This is a genomic window from Streptomyces sp. NPDC059003 (genome assembly GCF_042740445.1).
Taxonomy (GTDB): domain Bacteria; phylum Actinomycetota; class Actinomycetes; order Streptomycetales; family Streptomycetaceae; genus Streptomyces.
In genome coordinates, this window is record NZ_JBHYJH010000001.1 from 203,964 (window position 1) to 224,110 (window position 20,147).

19 protein-coding genes are annotated in these 20,147 nt (G+C 72.8%); 7 read left to right on the plus strand and 12 right to left on the minus strand.

The genetic code is table 11. The features are described from left to right. Positions 1 to 67: 67 nt before the first annotated feature. The 3 genes from ACFWZ5_RS00895 to ACFWZ5_RS00905 form a co-directional block, all read right to left on the minus strand. Positions 68 to 811, minus strand: coding sequence for a uracil-DNA glycosylase (locus tag ACFWZ5_RS00895; protein WP_384785976.1), 744 nt, complete (start codon positions 809 to 811; stop codon positions 68 to 70). A gap of 9 nt (positions 812 to 820) precedes the next feature. Continuing rightward, entirely contained in the window at positions 821 to 1,744 is a 924-nt protein-coding gene (locus ACFWZ5_RS00900) for an NAD-dependent epimerase/dehydratase family protein (protein WP_384785978.1), read from the minus strand. A 120-nt stretch (positions 1,745 to 1,864) separates the two neighbouring features. Next, positions 1,865 to 2,506, minus strand: a complete 642-nt coding sequence (locus ACFWZ5_RS00905; RefSeq protein WP_384785981.1) for a GntR family transcriptional regulator — start codon at positions 2,504 to 2,506, stop codon at positions 1,865 to 1,867. A 162-nt stretch (positions 2,507 to 2,668) separates the two neighbouring features. On the opposite strand from ACFWZ5_RS00905, the gene ACFWZ5_RS00910 reads away from it, so the two are divergent. Beyond that, on the plus strand, positions 2,669 to 5,068 hold the full coding sequence (locus tag ACFWZ5_RS00910) for a collagenase (RefSeq protein ID WP_384785984.1): 2,400 nt from the start codon (positions 2,669 to 2,671) through the stop codon (positions 5,066 to 5,068). 110 nt (positions 5,069 to 5,178) lie between these two features. Here the strand turns inward: ACFWZ5_RS00910 and ACFWZ5_RS00915 are convergent, their stop codons facing one another. Next, positions 5,179 to 5,904 carry a P-loop NTPase gene (locus ACFWZ5_RS00915; RefSeq protein ID WP_384785988.1) on the minus strand — a complete coding sequence of 242 codons (726 nt, stop codon included), beginning with the start codon at positions 5,902 to 5,904 and terminating at the stop codon, positions 5,179 to 5,181. A gap of 54 nt (positions 5,905 to 5,958) precedes the next feature. Further along, positions 5,959 to 6,945, minus strand: coding sequence for a MarR family transcriptional regulator (locus tag ACFWZ5_RS00920; RefSeq protein WP_384785991.1), 987 nt, complete (start codon positions 6,943 to 6,945; stop codon positions 5,959 to 5,961). Between the two features lie 236 nt (positions 6,946 to 7,181). On the opposite strand from ACFWZ5_RS00920, the gene ACFWZ5_RS00925 reads away from it, so the two are divergent. The 3 genes from ACFWZ5_RS00925 to ACFWZ5_RS00935 all read left to right on the plus strand — a co-directional run bounded on the left by ACFWZ5_RS00925 (position 7,182) and on the right by ACFWZ5_RS00935 (position 9,398). After that, positions 7,182 to 8,153: an ABC transporter ATP-binding protein gene (locus ACFWZ5_RS00925; protein ID WP_384785994.1), complete on the plus strand. Its 972-nt coding sequence runs from the start codon at positions 7,182 to 7,184 to the stop codon at positions 8,151 to 8,153. Beyond that, positions 8,150 to 9,058: an ABC transporter permease gene (locus ACFWZ5_RS00930; RefSeq protein ID WP_384785997.1), complete on the plus strand. Its 909-nt coding sequence runs from the start codon at positions 8,150 to 8,152 to the stop codon at positions 9,056 to 9,058. The genes ACFWZ5_RS00925 and ACFWZ5_RS00930 overlap by 4 nt, the downstream gene beginning before the upstream one ends. 127 nt (positions 9,059 to 9,185) lie before the next feature. Continuing rightward, positions 9,186 to 9,398 (plus strand): hypothetical protein, encoded by a 213-nt coding sequence (locus tag ACFWZ5_RS00935; RefSeq protein ID WP_384786000.1) that lies wholly within the window; start codon positions 9,186 to 9,188, stop codon positions 9,396 to 9,398. Between the two features lie 42 nt (positions 9,399 to 9,440). Here ACFWZ5_RS00935 and ACFWZ5_RS00940 read toward each other — a convergent pair whose 3' ends face one another. The 5 genes from ACFWZ5_RS00940 to ACFWZ5_RS00960 all read right to left on the minus strand — a co-directional run bounded on the left by ACFWZ5_RS00940 (position 9,441) and on the right by ACFWZ5_RS00960 (position 14,414). Beyond that, a complete protein-coding gene (locus ACFWZ5_RS00940) occupies positions 9,441 to 10,670 on the minus strand; it encodes a DUF1015 family protein (protein ID WP_384786003.1) in 1,230 nt (409 codons plus the stop codon). An 84-nt stretch (positions 10,671 to 10,754) separates the two neighbouring features. After that, complete coding sequence (locus tag ACFWZ5_RS00945) at positions 10,755 to 12,047, minus strand: MDR family MFS transporter (protein WP_384786006.1); 1,293 nt, start codon at positions 12,045 to 12,047, stop codon at positions 10,755 to 10,757. Further along, positions 12,044 to 13,135: a PLP-dependent cysteine synthase family protein gene (locus tag ACFWZ5_RS00950; RefSeq protein ID WP_384786009.1), complete on the minus strand. Its 1,092-nt coding sequence runs from the start codon at positions 13,133 to 13,135 to the stop codon at positions 12,044 to 12,046. The genes ACFWZ5_RS00945 and ACFWZ5_RS00950 overlap by 4 nt, the downstream gene beginning before the upstream one ends. Before the next feature lie 128 nt (positions 13,136 to 13,263). After that, positions 13,264 to 13,728: a hypothetical protein gene (locus ACFWZ5_RS00955; RefSeq protein WP_384786012.1), complete on the minus strand. Its 465-nt coding sequence runs from the start codon at positions 13,726 to 13,728 to the stop codon at positions 13,264 to 13,266. A gap of 269 nt (positions 13,729 to 13,997) precedes the next feature. Beyond that, on the minus strand, positions 13,998 to 14,414 hold the full coding sequence (locus ACFWZ5_RS00960) for a hypothetical protein (protein WP_384786015.1): 417 nt from the start codon (positions 14,412 to 14,414) through the stop codon (positions 13,998 to 14,000). A 396-nt stretch (positions 14,415 to 14,810) separates the two neighbouring features. Here ACFWZ5_RS00960 and ACFWZ5_RS00965 point away from each other — a divergent pair, with 396 nt between their 5' ends. Both ACFWZ5_RS00965 and ACFWZ5_RS00970 read left to right on the plus strand, forming a co-directional pair. Beyond that, positions 14,811 to 15,440 carry a hypothetical protein gene (locus ACFWZ5_RS00965; RefSeq protein ID WP_384786018.1) on the plus strand — a complete coding sequence of 210 codons (630 nt, stop codon included), beginning with the start codon at positions 14,811 to 14,813 and terminating at the stop codon, positions 15,438 to 15,440. Between the two features lie 78 nt (positions 15,441 to 15,518). Next, positions 15,519 to 16,175: a DUF3105 domain-containing protein gene (locus tag ACFWZ5_RS00970; RefSeq protein WP_384786021.1), complete on the plus strand. Its 657-nt coding sequence runs from the start codon at positions 15,519 to 15,521 to the stop codon at positions 16,173 to 16,175. Positions 16,176 to 16,627: 452 nt separating this feature from the next. Here ACFWZ5_RS00970 and ACFWZ5_RS00975 read toward each other — a convergent pair whose 3' ends face one another. Both ACFWZ5_RS00975 and ACFWZ5_RS00980 read right to left on the minus strand, forming a co-directional pair. Further along, the gene (locus tag ACFWZ5_RS00975; RefSeq protein WP_384786024.1) at positions 16,628 to 17,314 is read right to left on the minus strand and encodes a restriction endonuclease; all 687 of its coding nucleotides are present in this window, start codon (positions 17,312 to 17,314) and stop codon (positions 16,628 to 16,630) included. A gap of 574 nt (positions 17,315 to 17,888) precedes the next feature. Next, positions 17,889 to 18,458: a TetR/AcrR family transcriptional regulator gene (locus tag ACFWZ5_RS00980; RefSeq protein ID WP_384786027.1), complete on the minus strand. Its 570-nt coding sequence runs from the start codon at positions 18,456 to 18,458 to the stop codon at positions 17,889 to 17,891. A 208-nt stretch (positions 18,459 to 18,666) separates the two neighbouring features. Between ACFWZ5_RS00980 and ACFWZ5_RS00985 the strand changes: the two genes are divergently transcribed. Continuing rightward, positions 18,667 to 19,974 (plus strand): flavin monoamine oxidase family protein, encoded by a 1,308-nt coding sequence (locus ACFWZ5_RS00985; RefSeq protein ID WP_384786030.1) that lies wholly within the window; start codon positions 18,667 to 18,669, stop codon positions 19,972 to 19,974. The last annotated feature ends 173 nt before the right edge of the window (positions 19,975 to 20,147 follow it).

Here is a 20,147-nt window from a genome sequence, read left to right on the forward strand (position 1 = left end):
CATCCTGCCCACCGTGGTGCCGTCCAGTGACGGCGGCGCGGTGCGATGCGTCAGCCGGGGGGCACCTTCAGGTCACCGCCGTGGCCGGAGGCGCGTACGGCGGAATGCGTGCCTCGCCCGCCGCCTCCCTCAGGACGTCCCTGAGCATGGCCGGGGTCAGTCGGCCCGTGAACGTGTTGCGTTGGCTGACGTGGAAGCAGCCGTACAGGGTGACGGGGCCGGGAGCCCCGGACTCGACGGCGGGCTCCAGGGTCACCCGCGCCCCGTGCCCGAACCGCGGCCGTGGTCTCGGCACCCGCCATCCCGCCTCCGCGAACGCCGGCAGCGCCGCCTGCCATCCGAACGCCCCCAGGACCACCGCCGCCCGCAGCCGCGGCCCGAGCAGCTCCAACTCCCGTACGAGCCACGGTCGGCAGGTGTCCCGCTCCCCCGGCGTCGGCTTGTTGTCGGGCGGGGCACAGTGCACCGGCGAGGTCACCCGTACGCCGCGCAGCGTGAGGCCGTCGTCGACGGACACCGACACCGGGCTCGACGCGAGGCCCAGGTCGTGCAGCGCCGCGTACAGCACGTCGCCGGACCGGTCGCCGGTGAACATCCGGCCCGTCCTGTTGCCGCCGTGTGCGGCCGGGGCGAGCCCGATGACCAGCAGCGGGGCGTCCGCGGGCCCGAACCCGGGCACCGGCCGGGCCCAGTACGTCCAGTCCTGGTAGGCGGCCCGCTTGACCCGTCCCACCTCCTCCCGCCAGGCCACCAACCGCGGGCAGGCGCGGCAACCGGTGACGCGGGCGTCCAACGCGGTGAGCGGGTCCATGCCTCCACGCTAGATCGGCGGCGCCTGGATCGCGTGGGCTCGGATCCACTCCACCGCGGACGGGTGGCGCGGCTTCCAGCCGAGCTCCGCGCGGGCCCGGGCGCCCCGGACCCGGCTGTTGGACCCGAGGGCGTACACGGCGACCTCGTACCCCCACTCCTGGATGGCCGCGTCGATGCCCCAGGGCTCGGCGGCACCGATGCCGAGGGCGTCGGCGACGGCCTGGGCCAGGTCGGCGAACGACGCCTCGCCGTTCTCGACGAAGTAGAACGATCCGGCCGGGGCCGCACTCAGAGCCAGGGTGTAGAGGTCGGTGACGTCGTCGATGTGGACGGTCGACCAGATGTTGCGCCCGGGTCCGACATGCCGGGCCACTCCGGTGGCACGGGCCTGGCGGACGAGCCGCGGGAGCTGCACGCTGTCGCGCGCCATCCCGCGACCGTGGCCGTAGATGAGGGTGTTGCACAGGACCACGGACCGGATGCCGCGCTCGGCGGCGGCGAGCACGAGCCGGTCGATGGCCACACGCGGGGCTTTGTCCGGCTCGGGCCGCCATGCACCGTCCGGGGTGATGTCGGCCTCGGTGAAGGTGCGGTCCGCGGCCTCGCCCCGGGCGTCGTCGCCCACGATGCTGGAGCCACTGGTGTGCAGCAGCGGCTTGTCCGTGCCGGCGAGGGCCTCGATCAGGCTCTCGGCGGCGCCGCGGTGGTCGCTGTCCGCCGCGTTGACCACGGCGTCGGCGTCACGGGCCGCCCCGGCCAGGGCTGACGCATCGTCAAGAGTGCCTCGCACAGGGGTGATTCTGCGCGCGCGAAGGGCTCGCGCCTTCTCCTCCGTGCGCGCGAGGCCCGTCACGTCGTGGCCCTCCTCGATCAGGCGGGCGGCGAGGGAGCCGCCGATGTAGCCGGTGGCTCCGGTGATGAAGACGCGCATGTCAGGCCTCCAGGGCAGCTGGCGAGACGATAATACTTGCATGCGCCGCCTATCTTTTATCACAATATGCCGCGTGCGCAAGTATTGATATCGGAGCCCTCATCGGGGCCCTCCCCGCCGTCAGACTTCGAGGCGCTTCAGGATCCGCTCCATACCGTTCGTCCAGTTCTCCTTCAGGGCCGCCACCGCTCCCGGGACGTCGTCGCGCAGCAGGTGGTCGGCGATGCGCTCGTGCTCCGCGGCCGAGCGCGCGAGCAGGTCCCGGTCGCCCGCGACCAGGCGCTGGTAGCGGCGCGTGGTCAGCTTCAGCGACGCGATGTGGTCGCGGAGCCGTCCGTTCGGGCAGCCGGACAGGAGCAGGTCGCGCCAGGCGTCCTCGTAGCGCTCCGCGGCGTCGCCCGGGGCCCCCGGTTCAGCGATGGCGCGTGCGTCGGCGCGCAGCCGGGGCGCGATCGACCGCAGGTGCGCGGGGTCGCTGAGCTCCAGGGCCAGCGCCTCCAGGGCGGCGACGATCACCGTGAGGTCGCGGAACTCCTCGGGGCTCATGGCGGTGAAGCGGAATCCCTTGCCGCGCTCGCTGGTGATCACGCCCTCCCGCTCCAGGGTGATGAGGGCCTCGCGCAACGGGGTGCGGCTGACGCCGAGTTCGGCGGCGAGCTGGAGTTCGTTGACGGTCTCACCGGTGACGAACTCGCCACGGGCGAGGCGCTCCAGGAGTTCCTCCTTGACCTGCTCGCGCAGCGGGCGCCGTTCGATCGGCATGCGGGTGTGCCTCCTGTAGTTGGCTTGAACGCTCGTTCCCCGTCGGGGAGTTGAGTCCTAGCTTGTGCGGGCGTCGCTGTCATTCAGTGTTCTGAATACAGCATCACGCATCCAGACCTCCCACGTCCCAAGAAAGCCCCCACCAAGGAAAGAGGAGGCCCCATGCCCGGATCGAGACGTCGTCACCTCCGCCTGAGACGGAGGATCGCGCTCACCGCGCCCGCGCTCGCCCTGCTCGTCGGCCTCGGGCACGCGCCCGGCCAGGCGCTGGCCGCGAGCCCCGCGGACACCGCTCGCCCCTCGCGTACGACCGCAGCACCCGCACCCGCACCCGCACCCGCACCCGCACCCAAGCTCGCAGCCGTACCCGCACCCGCACCACCGCACGAGCGCAACCACGCCGACCGGCTCGCCAAAGCCCCGTCCGTGTCCCGCACCACGGTCCCGGCGCCGGTCACCCCCGAGGGCAAGTCCCTCGGCGCGGCACCGCGCGGCAAGGCCCCGGGCCGGAGCGGACCGCGGACCACGGCCGTGCCCTGCACCCGCGCCGAGGTGGGCAGGCTGACGCCCGCTCAGCTCGTGGACTTCCTGTCCGACCCCGCGGTCACCGTCGACACCTGCCTGCGCCAGCTGGTGTGGACGTACGACGCGGACCTCGCGCGCGTCCTGACGCCCGCGCACGCACGGGCCGTCCTCGACCGGATCACGCAGGTCGCGCCGGGCAACGACGACAGCAACTCGGGTCATCTGTACGAGCTGTGGTGGTTCCTGCACGCCGCCGTGTACCACGACTGGTACCACGACGAGATCGACCTGGGCGGCGCGGACTTCCGGGCCGCGCTGCGCCGGGCCGCCGACGCGTTCACGGCCGACCCGCACGCCTTCGACGACAGTGCCACGGCCGGCGGCACGATGCACGAGTTCCTGATCGTTCTCGACACCGACGGCGTGCGCGAGCACTATCTGGGGCTGTTCACCAAGCTGCTGCGCGCCATGGACGGCTCCACCGACAAGTGGCGCAGCAAGGTCCACCGCACCAGCGCCCTGGACGCCCTGGTCATCAACTACCGCGGCCTGACCAACTCCGACCGGGGCTTCGCGGCCGCCGTCGGATCCGACGCCGCCTACCGCTCGGCGCTGCGCGGCTTCGCCGACTACGGCCATCTGAAGGCCGACCACTCCTGGCTGGTCCGCGACGGGCTCGCCGAGTACGGCAGGCTGAGCACGCTGGCGCCGCTCAAGGACCAACTGGTGCGCGACCTCGAGGAGTTGTTCCCCGGCGTCGAGAAGCGGTTCGGGCGGCTCTCGACGCCCTGGCTCTCGCTCGCGTCCTGGCTGGAGTACCACAACGAGTGCGCCGCCCTCCGCGCCTGCCGCTCGCACGTCGAGGCCGAGGTCTTCCCGCGCGGCTACGCCTACGAGGACGGCGGCATCAAGGTCCGCACCGCCCTGGACAGCGCCACCGTGCGACCGCTCTACTACGCCTCCGCCCAGGTCAAGGCGCAGTTCCACCGCATCCTCGGCACCGCGGCGCCACTGACCGGCGACCCCAACACCAGCCTCACCATCCGCCTGTACGCCTCCCGCGCCGACTACGAGAAGTTCCACCCGTACCTGTACGGCATGGGCACCGACAACGGCGGCATCTACATCGAGAAGGGCGCGACCTTCTACACGTACCAGCGCCGCGTCCCCGAGGACTCGCGGCTCACGCTCGAAGAGCTCTTCCGCCACGAGTACGTCCACTATCTCAACGGCCGGTGGGCGGTGCCCGGCTTCTTCGGCGAGGGCCCGTGGTACGAGCGCGACCGCACGACCGCCTTCGACGAGGGCATGGCCGAGTACCTGGCCGGTTCGACGCGGGGCGACGGCGTCCGGCTCCGCAAGGACCTCATCGGCTCCGTCATCCGCGACACGCAGGGCGGCGGGCCGCGCATGACGGTCGATCAGCTGCTGCACGCGGAGTACGACCGCGACGGCTTCCGCTTCTACGGCTACGCGGGCGCGTTCTTCGCCCAGCTCGGCGCCCAGCGGCCGGACCTCCTCGAGGAGATGTACGGGTATCTGCGCGCCGGTGACGTGCCCGGCTTCGACGCCTTCCGCAAGCGGCTCGGCGGGGACGCGGGGCTCCAGCGGGCCTACGACACGTATCTGGACGAGCAGATCGCCCACTACGACGACCTGTTCGTGCCGAGGACGCAGTACGCGGACCCGGCCGGCCTCACCGCCGCCACCCCGCAGGACGTCCAGAGCGCGCTGCGCGCCGCCACCTCGTCCGACGCGGTCTGCCGCACCGGCGCGCTGGCGAGCCTGCCCCGCTTCGTCTGCACCGGCCGGATCACGGCCCGGCTCGACGACGGCAGCTCTCCGGAGCAGGTGAGCCGGTCCATGGCGGGCACCGTCGACTACTTCCTCCTGGAGCGGGCCCGCCCGGCGCTCGACAACCTCGCGGACATGGTGTGCCACTACGACCGGCCGGTCGTGTGGGACGACGAGCGCGCGGCGACCGCCGCGTTCTCGTGCGCGGGACCGCTGCGCGGCGGGAGCGGGGCGCGCGGCTAGCGTCTCCGGCATCGACCCGGTACCGCACCGGGCTCTCCGCCCGTCGACCCGGCGCCGACCGTCCGGCCGGGTCGACGGGGTGCGCGGGACCGAGGGCCTGCGTCTTCGTCTCAGGCCGCGAAGTGGTCGTCCGCCGCGTCGAGCACGAGGGCGAGGCGGGCGCCGTCGATGCTCGCGTCGGGCCGGAACGGAAGGCGTGCGAGGCAGTCGACTCCCTGGGCCCAGAGGGTGCGCTCCTCGGGCGCGGCCTGGTGCAGGGCGGTCCGCTCGCCGCAGCAGGGGCACTCGAAGTGCTCCATGTTCTCCACGCCTCCCAGGACGGGCACCCGCAGCTCCCGCAAGGTGCTGAGCGTGCGGCTCGTGTCCTGGTGGGCGGTCTCCGCGGGCGTGACGACGAGGACGACCGCGACGTCGCCCACGGCGCCGAGCACCCCTTGCTGGGTGTGCCCGACGCCGGGCGGCAGATCCACGACGAGGACGTCGACATCGCCCCAGTCGGTGTCGTTCACCAGGCGGCTGAGCAGCAGGTCGCCCATCTGCGAGCCGAGGGCGAGCCCTTGGTGGCCCGCCATCAGGAACCCCGCCGACGCGACCTTGAGCCCGTCGACCTCCACGGCCTCGATGCCGGAGCTCCGCCCGTCGCGCGCCCAGCGGGCGATGGTCACCGACCTCGCCGGGACGTCGCGCCGCAGGCCGAGGATGCGCGGCACGTCGGGGCCCGACAGATCGGCGTCGACCAGGCCGACCTTCCGCCCGGCGCGCACCAGTTCACGTCCGAGGGCCACCGCGACGGTGGACTTGCCCACGCCGCCCTTGCCGCTCGCGATCGCTATCACCGGTAATTTCACGGGCGGTTGCCGCCCGGAACCGAGTGCATTCATACGGTCATCCTAGGCACCGGTTCGCGTGGCCGACTGCCCTTCAGAGCGTTCGGGGGCGCGCCGCCGCAGGGCCGCGCGCTGGGCCGCGGTGAGCCGCTCCCGCCGCGCCACCACCGTGTACGTCCCGTCGTCGTTCCGTCGGGGTGTCACCGGGTCGGCGACGTCCGGGTGCTGCCCGGCGTCGTACAGGGCCGTGGCGACCCGGTCCTCCGACCAGCCGAGTGCCGCGGCCACCTCCTTTACGGCCAGGGGGACTTCGGCGTGCACGAGGGCGGCGAGCACCGTCAGGGCGTCGGCGAAGGCGGCCGCGGTGGTGCCCCCGGCCATGTCGTCGCTGAGGCTCGTGAAGAACCGCCGCATATGGTCCAGGCGGGCGCCCGCGGGTGTGGTGGCGTCGAAGACGTCGGCGCCGAACCGGGCGGTGTCCGCCATCATCGCGTGGGCCTTGGCGCTCGTCACCCAGGTGCGCAGCCATACGTCGTCGTCGATGACGTACCGCTCGCGCCGCTCGCCGGAGCCCCGCTCGCGCCGCACCAGTTCCAGGCGCTCCAGGTACGCGACGGCCTTGGAGACCGACGCGGGGCTGACCCGCAACCGCCGCACCAGGTCGGCGGCGGTCAGCACCCCGGAGTCGGTGGTGACGAGGCACGCGAGCACGCGGGCCGCCATCCGCGGCAGGCCGGTGTGCACCATCAGCTCGGCGAACTGCTCCACGAAGGCGCGCACCGACTCCGGGTCGCGCCCGTGCGCGTCGACGGCGGCGGGCGGCGCGACGGGCGGTCCGGCGGGGGACGCGGACCGGCGGGCACGGCGGGCGGTGGCGTGATGGGCGTGGTCGGCCCGATAGGCGCGGGGGCCGCCGTTGCGCGCCACTTCCCTGCTGACGGTCGACGTCGGCCTGCCGAGCCGCCGCGCGATCTCCGCGTACCCGAGCCCTTCGGCGAGCCCGGCCGCCACCCGCTGCCGCTCCTCGTGGGTCAGCCTGCCACCGGGCATCCGCCTCCGCCTTCCGTGCGCACCGCCGCCCACCGGCCGCCTGCTGCCGGTCCGGACAGTATGCGTTCACGATCAGCTCATTGCAACGGCTGCGAGGGCGCATTGCGTTCACGCACAACTCCATTGCAATGAATGGGTGGTTCTGCGCAGCATGAAGTCGTTCAGGCCCTTCAGATTGATTGCCTCGCCTGTAAACGCAACGTAGCTTTCGAAGCCGTTCAAAGGACGGTGGACTCATGACGACGAACGGCGAAGACGCAGGCGCCGTCGCACACGACGTCGCGCTCGATGCCGCACTCGATGTCGGCGGGCTGCGCATGCGCTACGGCACGACCGACGTCCTGCGCGACGTGACGTTCCACGCCCGCCACGGCGAGGTGCTCGCCCTGCTGGGGCCGAACGGCGCGGGCAAGACGACCACGATCGAGATCCTGGAGGGCTTCCGGATGCGCTCGGCGGGCCGGGTGCGGGTGCTCGGCACCGATCCGGCGGGCGGCGACGAGCGATGGCGGGCCCGGCTCGGCGTCGTCCTGCAGTCGTGGCGCGACCACGGCAAATGGCGCGTGCGCGAACTGCTCACGCACCTCGGTACGTACTACGCCCCGTACGCCACGGCCACGCTGCCCCGCCCCTGGGACACCGGCGAACTCCTCGCGTCCGTGGGCCTGTCGGAGCTTGCCGACCACAAGGTCGGGACGCTCTCGGGCGGCCAGCGGCGCCGCCTCGACGTGGCGATCGGGCTCGTGGGCCGCCCCGAGGTGCTGTTCCTCGACGAGCCCACGGCGGGCCTCGACCCGCGCGCCCGCTACGAGTTCCACGCCCTGGTCCACGGTCTCGCGGCCGACCATCGCACCACGATCCTGCTCACCACGCACGACCTCGCCGAGGCGGAGAAGCTCGCCGACCGCATCGTGATCCTGTCCGGCGGCCGGGTCGTCGCGGACGGCACCGCCTCCGACCTCGCGCGGCGCATCGCGGGCCGGGACGAGGTGCGCTGGACGTGCGGCGGGCGGCCGTTCGCGCACGCCACCTCCGATGCGACCGCGTTCGTACGGGGGTTGTTCCACGAGCACGGCGAGGCGATCGGCGGCCTCGAAGTGCGGCGGGCGTCCCTTGAGGACACGTACATGGCTCTGGTGCGCGAGGCACAGGAGGCGGCGTACGGCCCCGCCGATGCCGACGAGCCGAGGGAGGTCACGGTCCGATGAGGCTGCTCAAAGCGACTCCGGTCACATCGGCTCCGGTCAAGGCGACTCCGGTCAAGGCGACTCCGGCCGTCACGGCGCTGCGGGCCGGGGGCCGCCGCGGTGTGATCGAGCTCCGTCAGTCGTTCACCAACGGCGGCGACCTGGTGTCGCACCTGCTGTGGCCGACGCTGATGCTGATCACCCTGTACTTCCTGCGTGACCGGGAGTTCGGGGCGAGCGGGCTGCTGCTCGGCACGCTGGCGCTGCCCGGCATCCTCGGCATGAACGCCGCCATGGGCATGGTCAGCATGAGCCAGATCCTCACCGCCGAGCGCGAGGACGGCACGCTGTTGCGCGCCAAGGCGACACCGAACGGCATGCGGGGCTATCTGGTCGGCAAGGTCATCTCGGTCGCGGGCGGGCTCGTCGCCGACCTCGCGATCCTGCTCGTACCCGGCATGCTCCTCATCGACGGGCTCGCCGCCCGCAGCGCGGGCTCCTGGCTGACGCTGGTCTGGGTGCTCGTCCTCGGTCTGGTCGCGACCCTGCCGATCGGCGCCGTCCTGGGCTCCCTCTTCCCCAGCGCCCGCAGCCAGGGCCTGATCCAGCTGCCGGTGCTCGGCCTGATCGCGGTCTCCGGCATCTTCTACCCCGTCACCTCGCTGCCCGACTGGCTGCAGGCGGTCGCCCAGGTCTTCCCCGTCTACTGGCTCGGCCTCGGCATGCGCTCGGCCCTGCTGCCGGACGCCGCGGCCGAGGTCGAGATCGGCGGCGCCTGGCGCCATCTGGAGACCGTCGGCGTGCTCGGGGCCTGGGCGGTGCTCGGGCTGCTCGTGGCGCCGGTCGTCCTGCGCCGGATGGCGCGGCGCGAGTCGGGGTCGAGCGTGGCCAAGCGGCGCGAGAAGGCGCTGCGGCGAGTGGGGTGAGAAGCCCGTCCGCACGGCAGGGCCGCCCCTCGTACGAGGGACCGCACGCATCCGCCGGAGCCCGCGTGGGCAGCCATCTCGGCGCCCCGGCTCTCCCGGGGAACCCCGCACGGAAGAAAGGGACTTCATGCCCCGTCGCCTGACCGCCGTCCTGTTCGCCACCCTCGCTCTCACCGCGGCGATCACCGCCCCGGCCGCCGCCGTCAGCCACGCGCCGACCGCGGCACACGCCCCGGCGAACCCGGCACCGCTCGTGCCCGCCCCCGAATCCCTCATCACCGAGGGCATCACCATCGAGGGGCCCCTCGTCAACAACCTCGGTCTGCCCAAGCTGATCTGAGGACCACGCCCCCCTTGGCCGGGCCAGGGGGGCGTGCACCGCTCAGCGGTGGGCCGCGGCCTCCGCGACGCGCAGGGCGAGTCCGGACGCGGGCTTCGGCCCGAACGCGGTGGACTTCCGGGGCAGCAGGACGCCCTGGGCCGCGACCTCCCACACGGTGGGCTCGCCCAGCGGCGGCAGCAGGAGCGCGGTGCCGCCGTCGGGCGGTGCCACCGCCGCGATCGCGCGCTCGACGCCGTGTACGTGCCGTATCGCGCCGGGCAGATCCGGCACCGCGAGGGCCCGGCCGATCAGGAGGTGGTCGGCCGCCGCGACCGGGAGACGGTGCCAGGGCTCCGGCTGTCCGGCCAGGGCCTCGCTCAGCGCACGCGGTTCGATATCGGTGACCGCCCAGGCCCTGCCGCCTCCGGTGAGGACCAGTTCGCCCGGGCGCGGTTGCCGTGGGCCGTCCGGCAGTCGCCGTACGCGCGCCACGTCGGCCGCCGCGACGGCGGCCTTCGCCGCGTCGAGTCCGGGCAGCACCCGGTGGATCGCGGTCAGCCGCAGCGGATGCGCCACGGTGTCCACGACGAGGGCGAGCGCCCCGCCGAAGAATCCGGTGAACTCGGGCCTGTCCCCGTCCACGAGCTGGCGGGCCGCGGCGTGCCGGTGGTGCCCGTCGGCGATGAGGGCGGGCCCGGCGGCCAGGCCCCGGACGAGGGCCTGCTGTGCGGACGGGTCCGTGCAGGCCCACAGCCGGTGCGTGACGCGGCCGGTGCGGGCCACGGCGTGCGGCGGCCTGCGGACGAGGCGGTCCGCCAGGTCGGACAGCGTACGGTCCGCCGGACGGCACGCGATCAACAGGGGTTCCAGCTGGGCGCGCAGCCCCGCCATCAACGCGGCGTGCCTGCGCACCTCGTGGGGCCGCACCGCTTCGTGGGGCAGCAGCGGTGCCGCGGGCAGCCGCAGCTCCCCGATGAGCCCGCGCTGCACGACCTGTCGGTCGTCGCGCTGTTCGTAGAGGTAGAGGGCGGGGGTGTCGTCGCGGCGCAGCACGCCGCGGCCCAGCCAGCGGCGCAGCTGGCCGAGCGCGGCGCGCGGGTCGTCCGCGTACAGGAGCCGGCTGACGTGGTGGGGGCGGACGCGCAGGGAGCGGGCGTGGGCGGGCGGCAGGTCGTCGTACGGCGGGCAGATGACGCCGGACAGGTCGCCGACGTGTTCGGGGTTGTAGCGGACGGCGCGGAACGGCCTGAGGTCCAGGCCGGCCGGGCCCGGTGGGGCGGCGTTGAACATGCGGTCTCCAGGGATGCGGGCGCGCTCGGGACGGGGACGGGTGGCGCGGGTGCCACCCGCCCCCGTCGCGCGGACGAGAGAAGGTCAGGCCGTCGCGGGGCGCGCCTCGGCGGGCTCGGGCAGCGCGAGCCGGCCCCCGCGGTGCAGGCCGTACAGGGATGCCGCGCAGGCGAGGCCCACGACGAGCAGCGCCAGCCAGGGCAGCGCGGACATGCCCGCCGAGCGGGCCGCGTCGAGGGCCGCCCCGGTGAGCAGATTGCCCAGGGTGATGCCGATGCCGCAGATGGTGTTGTACAGGCCGTAGTGGGTGGCGACGAGGCGGTCGCCGGAGAGCCGGACGATGGTGTCCATCTCGAAGGGGTACGCGATCATCGTGCCCACGGCCAGCATGAGGGCCGCGAGGACCGGCGGGACGGCGGCGAGCAGCCAGCGTCCGGCGCCGTCGTCGGGCACCGTGAACGGCGTCGCCGCGAGCAGCGGCAGGAACGCCGCACCCATGATCACAAGTCCCCAGGTCAACGCCTGGCCGGGTTCCAGGCGTTGCTTGCACCAGGCGGTGACCCGGGTCTGGCCGAGGATCGTGGTGAGGCCCGACGCGGCGAAGAGCAGCGCCACGGCGACGGTGCCGGACTCGCCGTCGCCGCCGACGCGGCGCGCTTCGAGCGGCAGCGCGAGGTACACCTGGAAGGACAGGACGTACGAGCCGATCATGGCCGTGGAGAAGAGCAGGAACGACCGGTTGGCGAGCACCCCGCGCCACTGCGAGAGGACCGTCTCGCGCGCGCCGCCCGCCGGTGCCTCGGCCTTGCGCTGCGGCAGGGACCGGATCTGTACGGCGCTCAGGACGGCGAAGATCGCCGCCGCCACGAGGCAGGTGATCTTGAAGTCGACGCCGGTGAGCAGCATGCCGACGAGCGGGCCGAGCAGGATGCCCGCCTGGTAGAAGACGTTGAACAGCGCGAAGGCCTCGACCCTGCGCTCCCCCGCGTCCGCGGCGAGGTAGGCCCGTACGGCGGGGTTGAACAGGGCGCCCGCGAAGCCGGTGGCCGCGGACGCCGCGAGGAGCGCGGGCACCGAGTCCACCAGGCCGAGCGTGGCGAAGCCGACGGTGCGCAGGACGCAGCCCGCGACGATCAGCGGTTTGTAGCCGAACCGGTCGGCGAGGGTGCCGCCGACGAGGAACATGCCCTGCTGGCTGAAGTTCCGCACGCCGAGCACGAGTCCGACGACCCAGCCCGCGAGGCCGAGCGAGCCGGACAGGTGCTGGGCCAGATACGGCATCAGCATGTAGAAGCCGAGGTTGATGGTGAACTGGTTGGCCAGAAGCAGCTGGACGCTCCGGTCGTAGGAGCGCACCTGCGCGACGGTCCCCTTCATCGGTCGCCGCCTTCCGTGGCACGCAGCGGGTCGATCACGCGCGTGCAGCGTGACCAGCGGGTGACCTCCTTCTCGTCCGGGCGGCCCACCACGTCCGGCTCGGGCGCCGGGGTGGTGCCGAGGAGGCCGTGCGCGGCGCAGTACTCGTCGTTGTAGACCGTCTCCAGGTACCGCTGGGGGCCGTCGGGGAAGACCGCGGCGATCCGGGTGTCGCGGGGCTCGGTCCGGGCGACCCACCCGGCCACGAGGGCGACCGCGCCGACGCTCCAGCCGCCGGTGGCGTAGTGCGAGGTGGCCAACTGGCGGCACGCCCACACCGATTCGGCGGGCGCCACCCAGTGCACCTCGCTGAAGTTCCCGTACGCCACGTTCCGCGGGTAGATGCTGGAGCCGAGGCCGCGCATGAGCCGGGTCCTTGCGGGCTGTCCGAAGATGGTGGAGCCGACGGTGTCGACGCCGACCAGGCGCAGGTCCGGGTAGAGCTGGCGCAGGACGCGGGAGATCCCGGCGGAGTGGCCTCCGGTCCCGACGCTGCACACGAGGACGTCGATGTGGCCGAGCTGGGCGGCGATCTCCAGGGCGAGCGGGGTGTACGCGGAGACGTTGTCGGGGTTGCCGTACTGGTCGGGGCACCAGGCGCCGGGCTCGCGCGCGAGGTGTTCGGCGACCCGGTCGCGGCGGGCCTGCTGCCAGCCGCCGGTGGGGTGCGGCTCGGGCACGACGTCGACGGTCGCGCCGTACGCGGCGAGGAGCCGGGTCATCGACGGTTCGAGGCCCGGGTCGGTGACGAGGGTGACGGGGTGTCCGTGGACCATTCCGGCCAGGGCGAGGCCGAGGCCGAGGGTGCCGCTGGTCGACTCGACGACGGGGCGTCCGGGCCGCAGTTCGCCGCGGGCGCGGGCCCGTTCGACCATGTGGAGGCCGGGCCTGTCCTTGATGCCGCCCGGGTTGAAGCCTTCGAGTTTGGCCCAGAAGCCCCGGTCGGGCGGGGTGAAGGGCTGGGAGACGCGCAGGACGGGGGTGTTGCCGACGAGCCCTTGCAGGCCGGGGCCCGCGGGCGTGAAGTCACTCGTGGTCGCGGAGTGCATCGATTCGCTCTCATTCGCTGACGAAGCGGTGTGGGATGTCGTCTCGCGCGGCGCGCGTCGCGGCGCGCAGGGGCGCGCGTCGGGGCGCCGCGCGGCGGACCGGCCGGGGCCGGCCGCTGAGGCGGCTCCTAGATCAGCCACCTGCAGAGGGCCTCGGGTACGGTGCGGCCGACGTCCGGTATCCGGCCGCGCGCGGCGCCGGTCGGCAGTGTGTCGACGGGACGTCCGGCGGGGAGCGCGGGGACGGCCGTCGGGGTCGCGTGCGGCAGGGCCCGGGCGGACGTGGGCGTGGTCCCGGCACCGGGCGAGTCGGTGACGGAACAGCCGCCGGGCGCCTCGGTGAGGTCGAGGGCCTGCGCGGTGCGGTGGTCGTCGGGCGACGACAGTGATCGGGGCGTACCGGCGACGCCGCCGGTGGGCGGCGCCGTCACGTGCGTCAGCTCACCGACGCACTGCGCCGACATCAGGATCAGGACGGCCAGGACGGCCCAGGCCAGGGCGCATACCGGCCGCGTCCGGGCGCGGGTGGGCGGCCGGTGGGAGGGGGCGGGCCGTGGCACGTGGGCCCGCGGGGCAAGGGGGCAGGACGACACAGGTCCTCCGGGCGGCGACTGCACCCGCGCGTGAGAGCCGGAGAGCGCCGGAGGGGACCGGCGCCGACCGGGGCGGGGCAGGACGGGTGGGGGGTGAGGAAGCCGCCGGACCACCCCCGCACCGCACGCGGCGGGAAGCACCGCACGCAACGGCACGTGAGGGAGGCCGGACGCCGGGGAACCGGTCCGTCGCGGAGGCATGACCGCGGCGCAAGGCAGCACGGAGGGTCAGGTCTCAGCGGGCTTCGGACGGTTCCCGGGTCACCGGTCTAGATGCGCAGTACGGGGGATTCCGCCGCATGTGGTTGCGGCACGGCCGAGTGCCGTACCGCCGAAGGGTGCCCGCGCTCGGCGTGCGGGTCGCCGTCCGCCACGGGCACGTCGAGCGGCGAGGCGCAGGGCAGCTCCAGGTCGGGGCCCTGCGTGGGCTGGCCCACCGCGCACTCCTCGAAGGCGTGGTGGTCGCCGTGGCCGCGCCGCAGGTCGTGCGACGGCTCGGCGTCGTCGTGGCCGTGCACGGCGCCCGCGGCCCAGGGCACGGGAGCGGAGTGCATGGCTTCGGCGCCGGGGGCCGAGAGGCCCTCGGCCGCGGTGAGGTGTCCCACCGTGGCGTCGGGGCTGGCCGCGTGCGTGTACAGCAGGCCGAGGAGGATCAGGCCGAGGCCCAGCAGGCGGAGCGGGATCACCGAGGCGCGCACCCACCGTGCGGGCGCGGACGGGCGCCCGCGTCGCGTGCTGAAAGGTGACCTGGCCGTCATCACGCCGTGATCTTAGCGTCGGCTCGTCGGAGCGGCGTAAGGAGCCACGGGGGCCGGTGCGCGAACCAGCCACGCGACGGCCGCCGTTCGGGCCCGTCCGTCGGCCACGGTCGCGCCCGCGCCGCCGAGTTCACGGAACGCGATCCCCCGTTTCATGCGGCTCGTCCGGGCGGTGCGGTGGGTCCGCCGGACATCTCCTGTGCGTTTCCCGCCGGTCGCGTGTTGTCCGGTTCCGGGCGTCGGCCGGGTCGCCCGGCGCGGCGGCCGGCCGCCCTCCTGAATCCGCATCAGGTGAGCGCGGAGGCACCGCATAGCATCTCCGTGATGAGCAACCGGCCCCAGCCGTCGCACCCGCCCCGGCTGCCGCAGCGCACGGACTGTGCCGCGTCCTGGACGACGCGGGCCACGGCGCTGTGCCCTGCCCTGGCCGTGCTGCTCACTGTTCTGGTGCTGTGCCTGGGGTACGTGGCGCACGGGGCCGACCGGCCGCTTGCCGCCGCACCCGCGGGGTCCAAGGCCGCAGCCTCGACGGGGGCCACGGTCACCGCTTCGACGGGGTTCACGGGCACCGCTTCGACGGGGTCCATGGGCATCGCCCCCACGGGGTCCCCAGCCACCGCCACCACGGAGCCCCCAGCCACCGCCCCCACGGGGGCCACGCCCATCGCCGCTCCGACGGCCATGGGCGCGACACACCACGAGGCTGCCCCACCGGCCGCCAGGCACAGCCACCCGGTGTCGGTGCACCCGGTCGACTGCCCGCCCAAGGACATGTGCTGCGACGCGGGCGCCCACGGCGTGCACGCCGTTCGCGCCGCCTCCGTCCAGCCGCAGCCCGGCATCCTGACCCGCACGCCGGGGCTCCCCCGGCCCGCCACGCCCGCCCACTCGGCCGCGCACGCCCCGATCCGGGGCTCGCCCGACCTCCATGTCCTCCAAGTGCAGCGGATCTAGGCCGACTTCCCTCCCTCCGGCCTGCCATCCGTCCACCCTCTGCACGCGCCGCCGCCTGGCGGCGAGGAGGTCACACCCATGAGCAAGACCAGCAAGAAGTCGGCCGCGCTCGCGCGCAAGGCCCGCATCGAGGAGCTGCGCCGCACCGAGCGGGCGCGCGAGCGACGCAACCGCGTCATCACCATCACCGTCAGCACCGTCCTCGTCGCCGGGCTCGTCGGCTTCGGCGCGTACGCCCTCAACAACGCCGACGAGAAGGAGGAGCGGAAGAGCGCGGCCGCCGCGAAGCCCGTACGCGGCGAGAAGAGCTGGGACGCCGGGAAGCTCGGCCGCAACCACGTGGCCAAGAAGGTGAACTACCCGATGCATCCCCCCGTCGGCGGCGACCACCACCAGGCGTGGATGACCTGCGACGGCAGCGTCTACACCAAGGCGATACCGAAGGAGAACGCCGTGCACTCCCTCGAACACGGCGCGGTCTGGGTCACCTACAACGGCAAGGCGGCCGAGGCCGACGTCAAGAGACTCGGCGAGCGGGTCGCCAAGACGCCGTACAGCCTGCTGAGCCCGGTCGACGACCAGTCCGGCACCATCACGCTCTCCGCGTGGGGCCACCAGCTCACCGTCGCCAAGGCGTCCGACCCACGGGTGGAGCAGTTCTTCACCAAGTACGTCCAGGGCGCGCAGACTCCAGAGCCCGGCGCGGCGTGCACGGGCGGACTCGACGCGGCGTGACGTAACGGCGTATCAGCGGCTTTCAGGCGGCGGGCACGAGCAGGCGCCCGCCGCCGTGGTCGTCACGGCTCCCTCTGGCGTCCTGCACGCATACCGCCGCGCCTCCTCCCGCAACCAGCAATCTGCACCCTGCCCGACAAAGACGCAGGTCAGAACCTCACCACAGGGTCGGTTCCGGTGAAACCGTAGGAGGCGGCTGAGGAACTTGCGCCCCTGACAGCGCTTCCTCGCATGCTCAGACCAGCTCGGCATACGGCAGGTGTGCCGCCCCGACGCGAAGGAATCCGAGGTACCTCATGGACGGCCAACTCGATACCCGCACCGCCGTGCTGCTGCTGGCGGGTGGCGAGGCACACCTCCGCGCTGTACGGTGACGGGCTGACTGCCCGTCACAGAGTGACCGTCTCCGCACCTGTGCGCCGTTCACGGCCCGCGCCGCAGACCGCTCCCCGTCAGGCAGGCGGGCGCCGCGTGGTGCCGCCGCCGCTTCCGTTCAGCGGGATCAGCGTGTCCAGACAGGCGCCCTTGACCCAGGAGCCCAGCAGGTCGCGGTGCAGGGCCACGATGTCCTGGCGCACCGCCAGCCCGAGGGCGGCCTCCGTGAACGTACGGCCCGTGGTGACGAACAGGGCGACGTCCGCGCCGTGCTCGGGGCGGGCGGTGCCGACGAACTTCTGCATGTCCTGCGAGGACACGCTGCGGTGCGGCGCGTATTTCTTGCACTGGACGACGAGTTTGCGGCCGTCGGGGAGACAGCCGATGACGTCCGCGCCCAGGTCACCGCTCCTACCGCTGACGACGACCTTGGTGCAGCCGTCCCGTCGGCACAGATCGGCGATGTAGCGTTCGAATTCTTGCCAGGAAAGCGCGTCGACCTCCGTCATCGACAGCTCCCGCGCCCTCGCTTCCTCCTGTGCCCGCCACTGCCGGTCCCTGCCGACCGCGAGCCGGTGCGCGCGCCACAGGCCCCAGCCGGTCCCGCCCACCACGGATGTGGCGAGCACGGCCACCAGGACGGGCCACACCGCCGCCCAGTTCCCCGCCACCCACACCCCGGCGGCCAGCGCCGCCACGGCGCCCCAACCCTGCAACTGCCTGCGCGTCCGCTTCCGCAGCCGCCGACGCCGTCGTGCCGCCATCGTCTCTTCCCCCCCCCACTCCCCTGCGCCCGTGAACCGCAGTGTGAAAGCGCTGCTCGGCCCCGGCAAGAGGGGTGCCATCAGAACGGCCGCGAGCATCCGCACGCGTGACCTTCGCCGCCGCACGGCCGATACTGCGTCAAGCTGGGGCACGTCTGCCGATCTCTTCAGGAGGTACCCGTGAAGATGCTCATCAACGTCTCGTAGCTATCGCGATGCCTCCGGCAGGCAGCGCGAGGAGAGTGGCTGCGCGACGCAAACAGCGGCCCTCGACCGGCTGACCAAACTCTACGAGGAGAAGCGGAACACTCCCCGCACCCTGGCTGCTCTGGAGCAGGAGATAGGGAAACAGCGGTTCGGCGAGTACGCCTCCACCTGGCTGACCCGTCAGCGCCATGACGCTCCCGGCAGCGTGCGCTCGGTCACGCAAGTACTCAACAGCCAGATCCTGCCCGTGATCGAGTCGCGCCGGATCAATACGTTTACGGCAACGGTCGTCGATGACTTCATCCTGTCTCAGGGAGACCACCTTGCCGAACTCCGCCGCCTTCGACCAGCACTCAGGTGCTGTTGCTCAGGCGCCCGAGGGGGCGTACGTCGCGAGGTAGGCGGTGATGACGCGTCGCGCTTCGCCGATCGTGGTCTCGTCCCCGGCCGGGGTGCTGCGGAATGCGATGTCGAGGAGCCGGTTGCCCACCTCGAAGGCGAGTCGCAGGACGTGGCGGGGGGTGTCGACGCACATCAGGCCACGCTCGGCGAGGAAGTGGTGGAGCCGCTCGGCCTGTGCCCTGTCGAAGGCCGGGACTGGGTCGTCGGCGGTCGTGCTCCGCCGTGCGAACCACAGCTCGGTGCAGCTCGGATGCGCGCGGAAGTAGTCGCATACGGCGTCAAGGACGGCGTCGACGGTATCGCGCAGCGTGTGCGGTCCGGGGGCCTCCAGCGTGGCACCGATGCGCGCGTCGAGCTCGCGCACGTGGCGCTCCAGCAGTTCGGCCTCGACCTCGTACCGGTCGGAGAAGTAGTGGTAGATCGAGGCTACCGGGATGCCTGCCCGCTCACTGATCGCCTTGAGTGTCGTGGCCTCGTAGCCCTGCTTGCCAAGCAGCGCCTCGGCGGCGTCGAGAATAGCGCGCCTGCGTGCCATCCCGCGGCGCTGCACCGCCGGGCGAGACGGTGCCTGGCTGGTCGGTTTTCCCTCGGACACGATGCCAGAGCGTATCAATCGCGCCCCCGCCCCCCCTTGCTGACGATCAGTTATGGCCGCTGCCCGCACACCATACTCAAACTCGATTCGAGTTCGAGTATGGTGTGTGGGAACGAGTGAACCGACTCAAGGGAACGGGAGAAGACTCATGGCCGACTGCTCGTACGACGTCGCGGTGATCGGTGCCGGATTAGCCGGAGTGACCGCGGCACGGGACCTCAGCTCCGAAGGCCACTCGGTGGTCCTGCTCGAAGCCCGCGACAGAATCGGCGGACGGACCTACACGGGCGAAGCCTTCGGCCGCCAGGTCGAGTTCGGCGGCACCTATGTCCACTGGACCCAGCCGCATGTGTGGCACGAACTCCAGCGCCACGGCATCCCGTTGGCGCCCCCGCTCGCCATCGAGACGATGTACTGGCTGGCCGACGGCGCGGTGCACTCCGGCAGCCCGGCCGCCTACACGGACACCGTCGCCCCTCTCGCGGCCCGGTTCTTCGCCGATGCCCGGACACAGTTTCCGATGCCCTTCGCCGCCACCGCGGTCGACAACCGCGCGGTCGAGAAGGAGACCCTGGAAAGCCGCCTCGACTCGCTGGACCTGTCCGGATACGACAGGGACGTCCTGGAAGGCACGCTGGCCACACTTGTCCACTCCTACAGCGAACAGGGCCTCGCACAGGCCCTGCACTGGGCGGCCACGACCTTCGGAGACTGGGGCGCCTTCCTGGAGACCGCCGGCTTCTGGCCGATCGAGGGCGGGACCAAACGGCTCATCGAAGCCATCCAGAGCGAATCAAGGGCCGATCTGCGGCTGTCGACACCCGTGAGCGCCGTCGAGGACAAGGGACCCGCGGTCGTCGTCACCACGCGCGCCGGCGAGCGGATCCGGGCCCACTCGGCCGTCATCGCGCTGCCGCTCAACACCCTGGGCGATCTCACCATCTCCCCCGAGATCGCCCGGCCGGCGCGCACGATGATCGACCAGAAGCATCCGGTGCGTACCGCCAAGATCTGGGCGCGGGTCAAGGGCGAGGTCGAGCCCTTCTGCGCCTTCGCACCCGTCGGCAAGAACCCCGTCAACACCGCGAAGGTGGAGTACCGGCACGACGGCGACACCCTCGTCGTGTGCTTCGCCTCCGGCCCCTCGGCCGTCGGCGCCGGGGACCGCGCGGGAGTCGAGGCCGCGCTGCGCACCTTCGTCCCCGACATCGACGTGCTGGAGACGGCCGGCCACGACTGGGCCGGTGACCCGTACTCCCAGGGATCCTGGGTCCACCACCGGCCCGGGAACCTGACCCAGGCCGCCCCGCTGCTGCGCGAGCCCCACGGGCGCATTCACTTCGCCGGAGGCGATATTGCGGCGGTGGGCGTCGGAGGGATCGACGGCGCCTTGGAGACGGGCGCCAGCGCCGCCCGAAGTATCGCCGCGGTACTGGCGGCCGACACTCTCGTCTAGGCACCCTCGCTTGGACGCTTCGCCTGCCGCAGCGCAGCAGGGCAACGGGGCAGCGAGGGGCCTTCTCGGCCGCGAGGGGCACCGGTATCGCCGGATACGTCGGTATGGGCGGTGGCCTCACCGAACAGGACATGGCATCAGGTCCGGTCACGGCCCTCCGCGAGGTCGAGTGT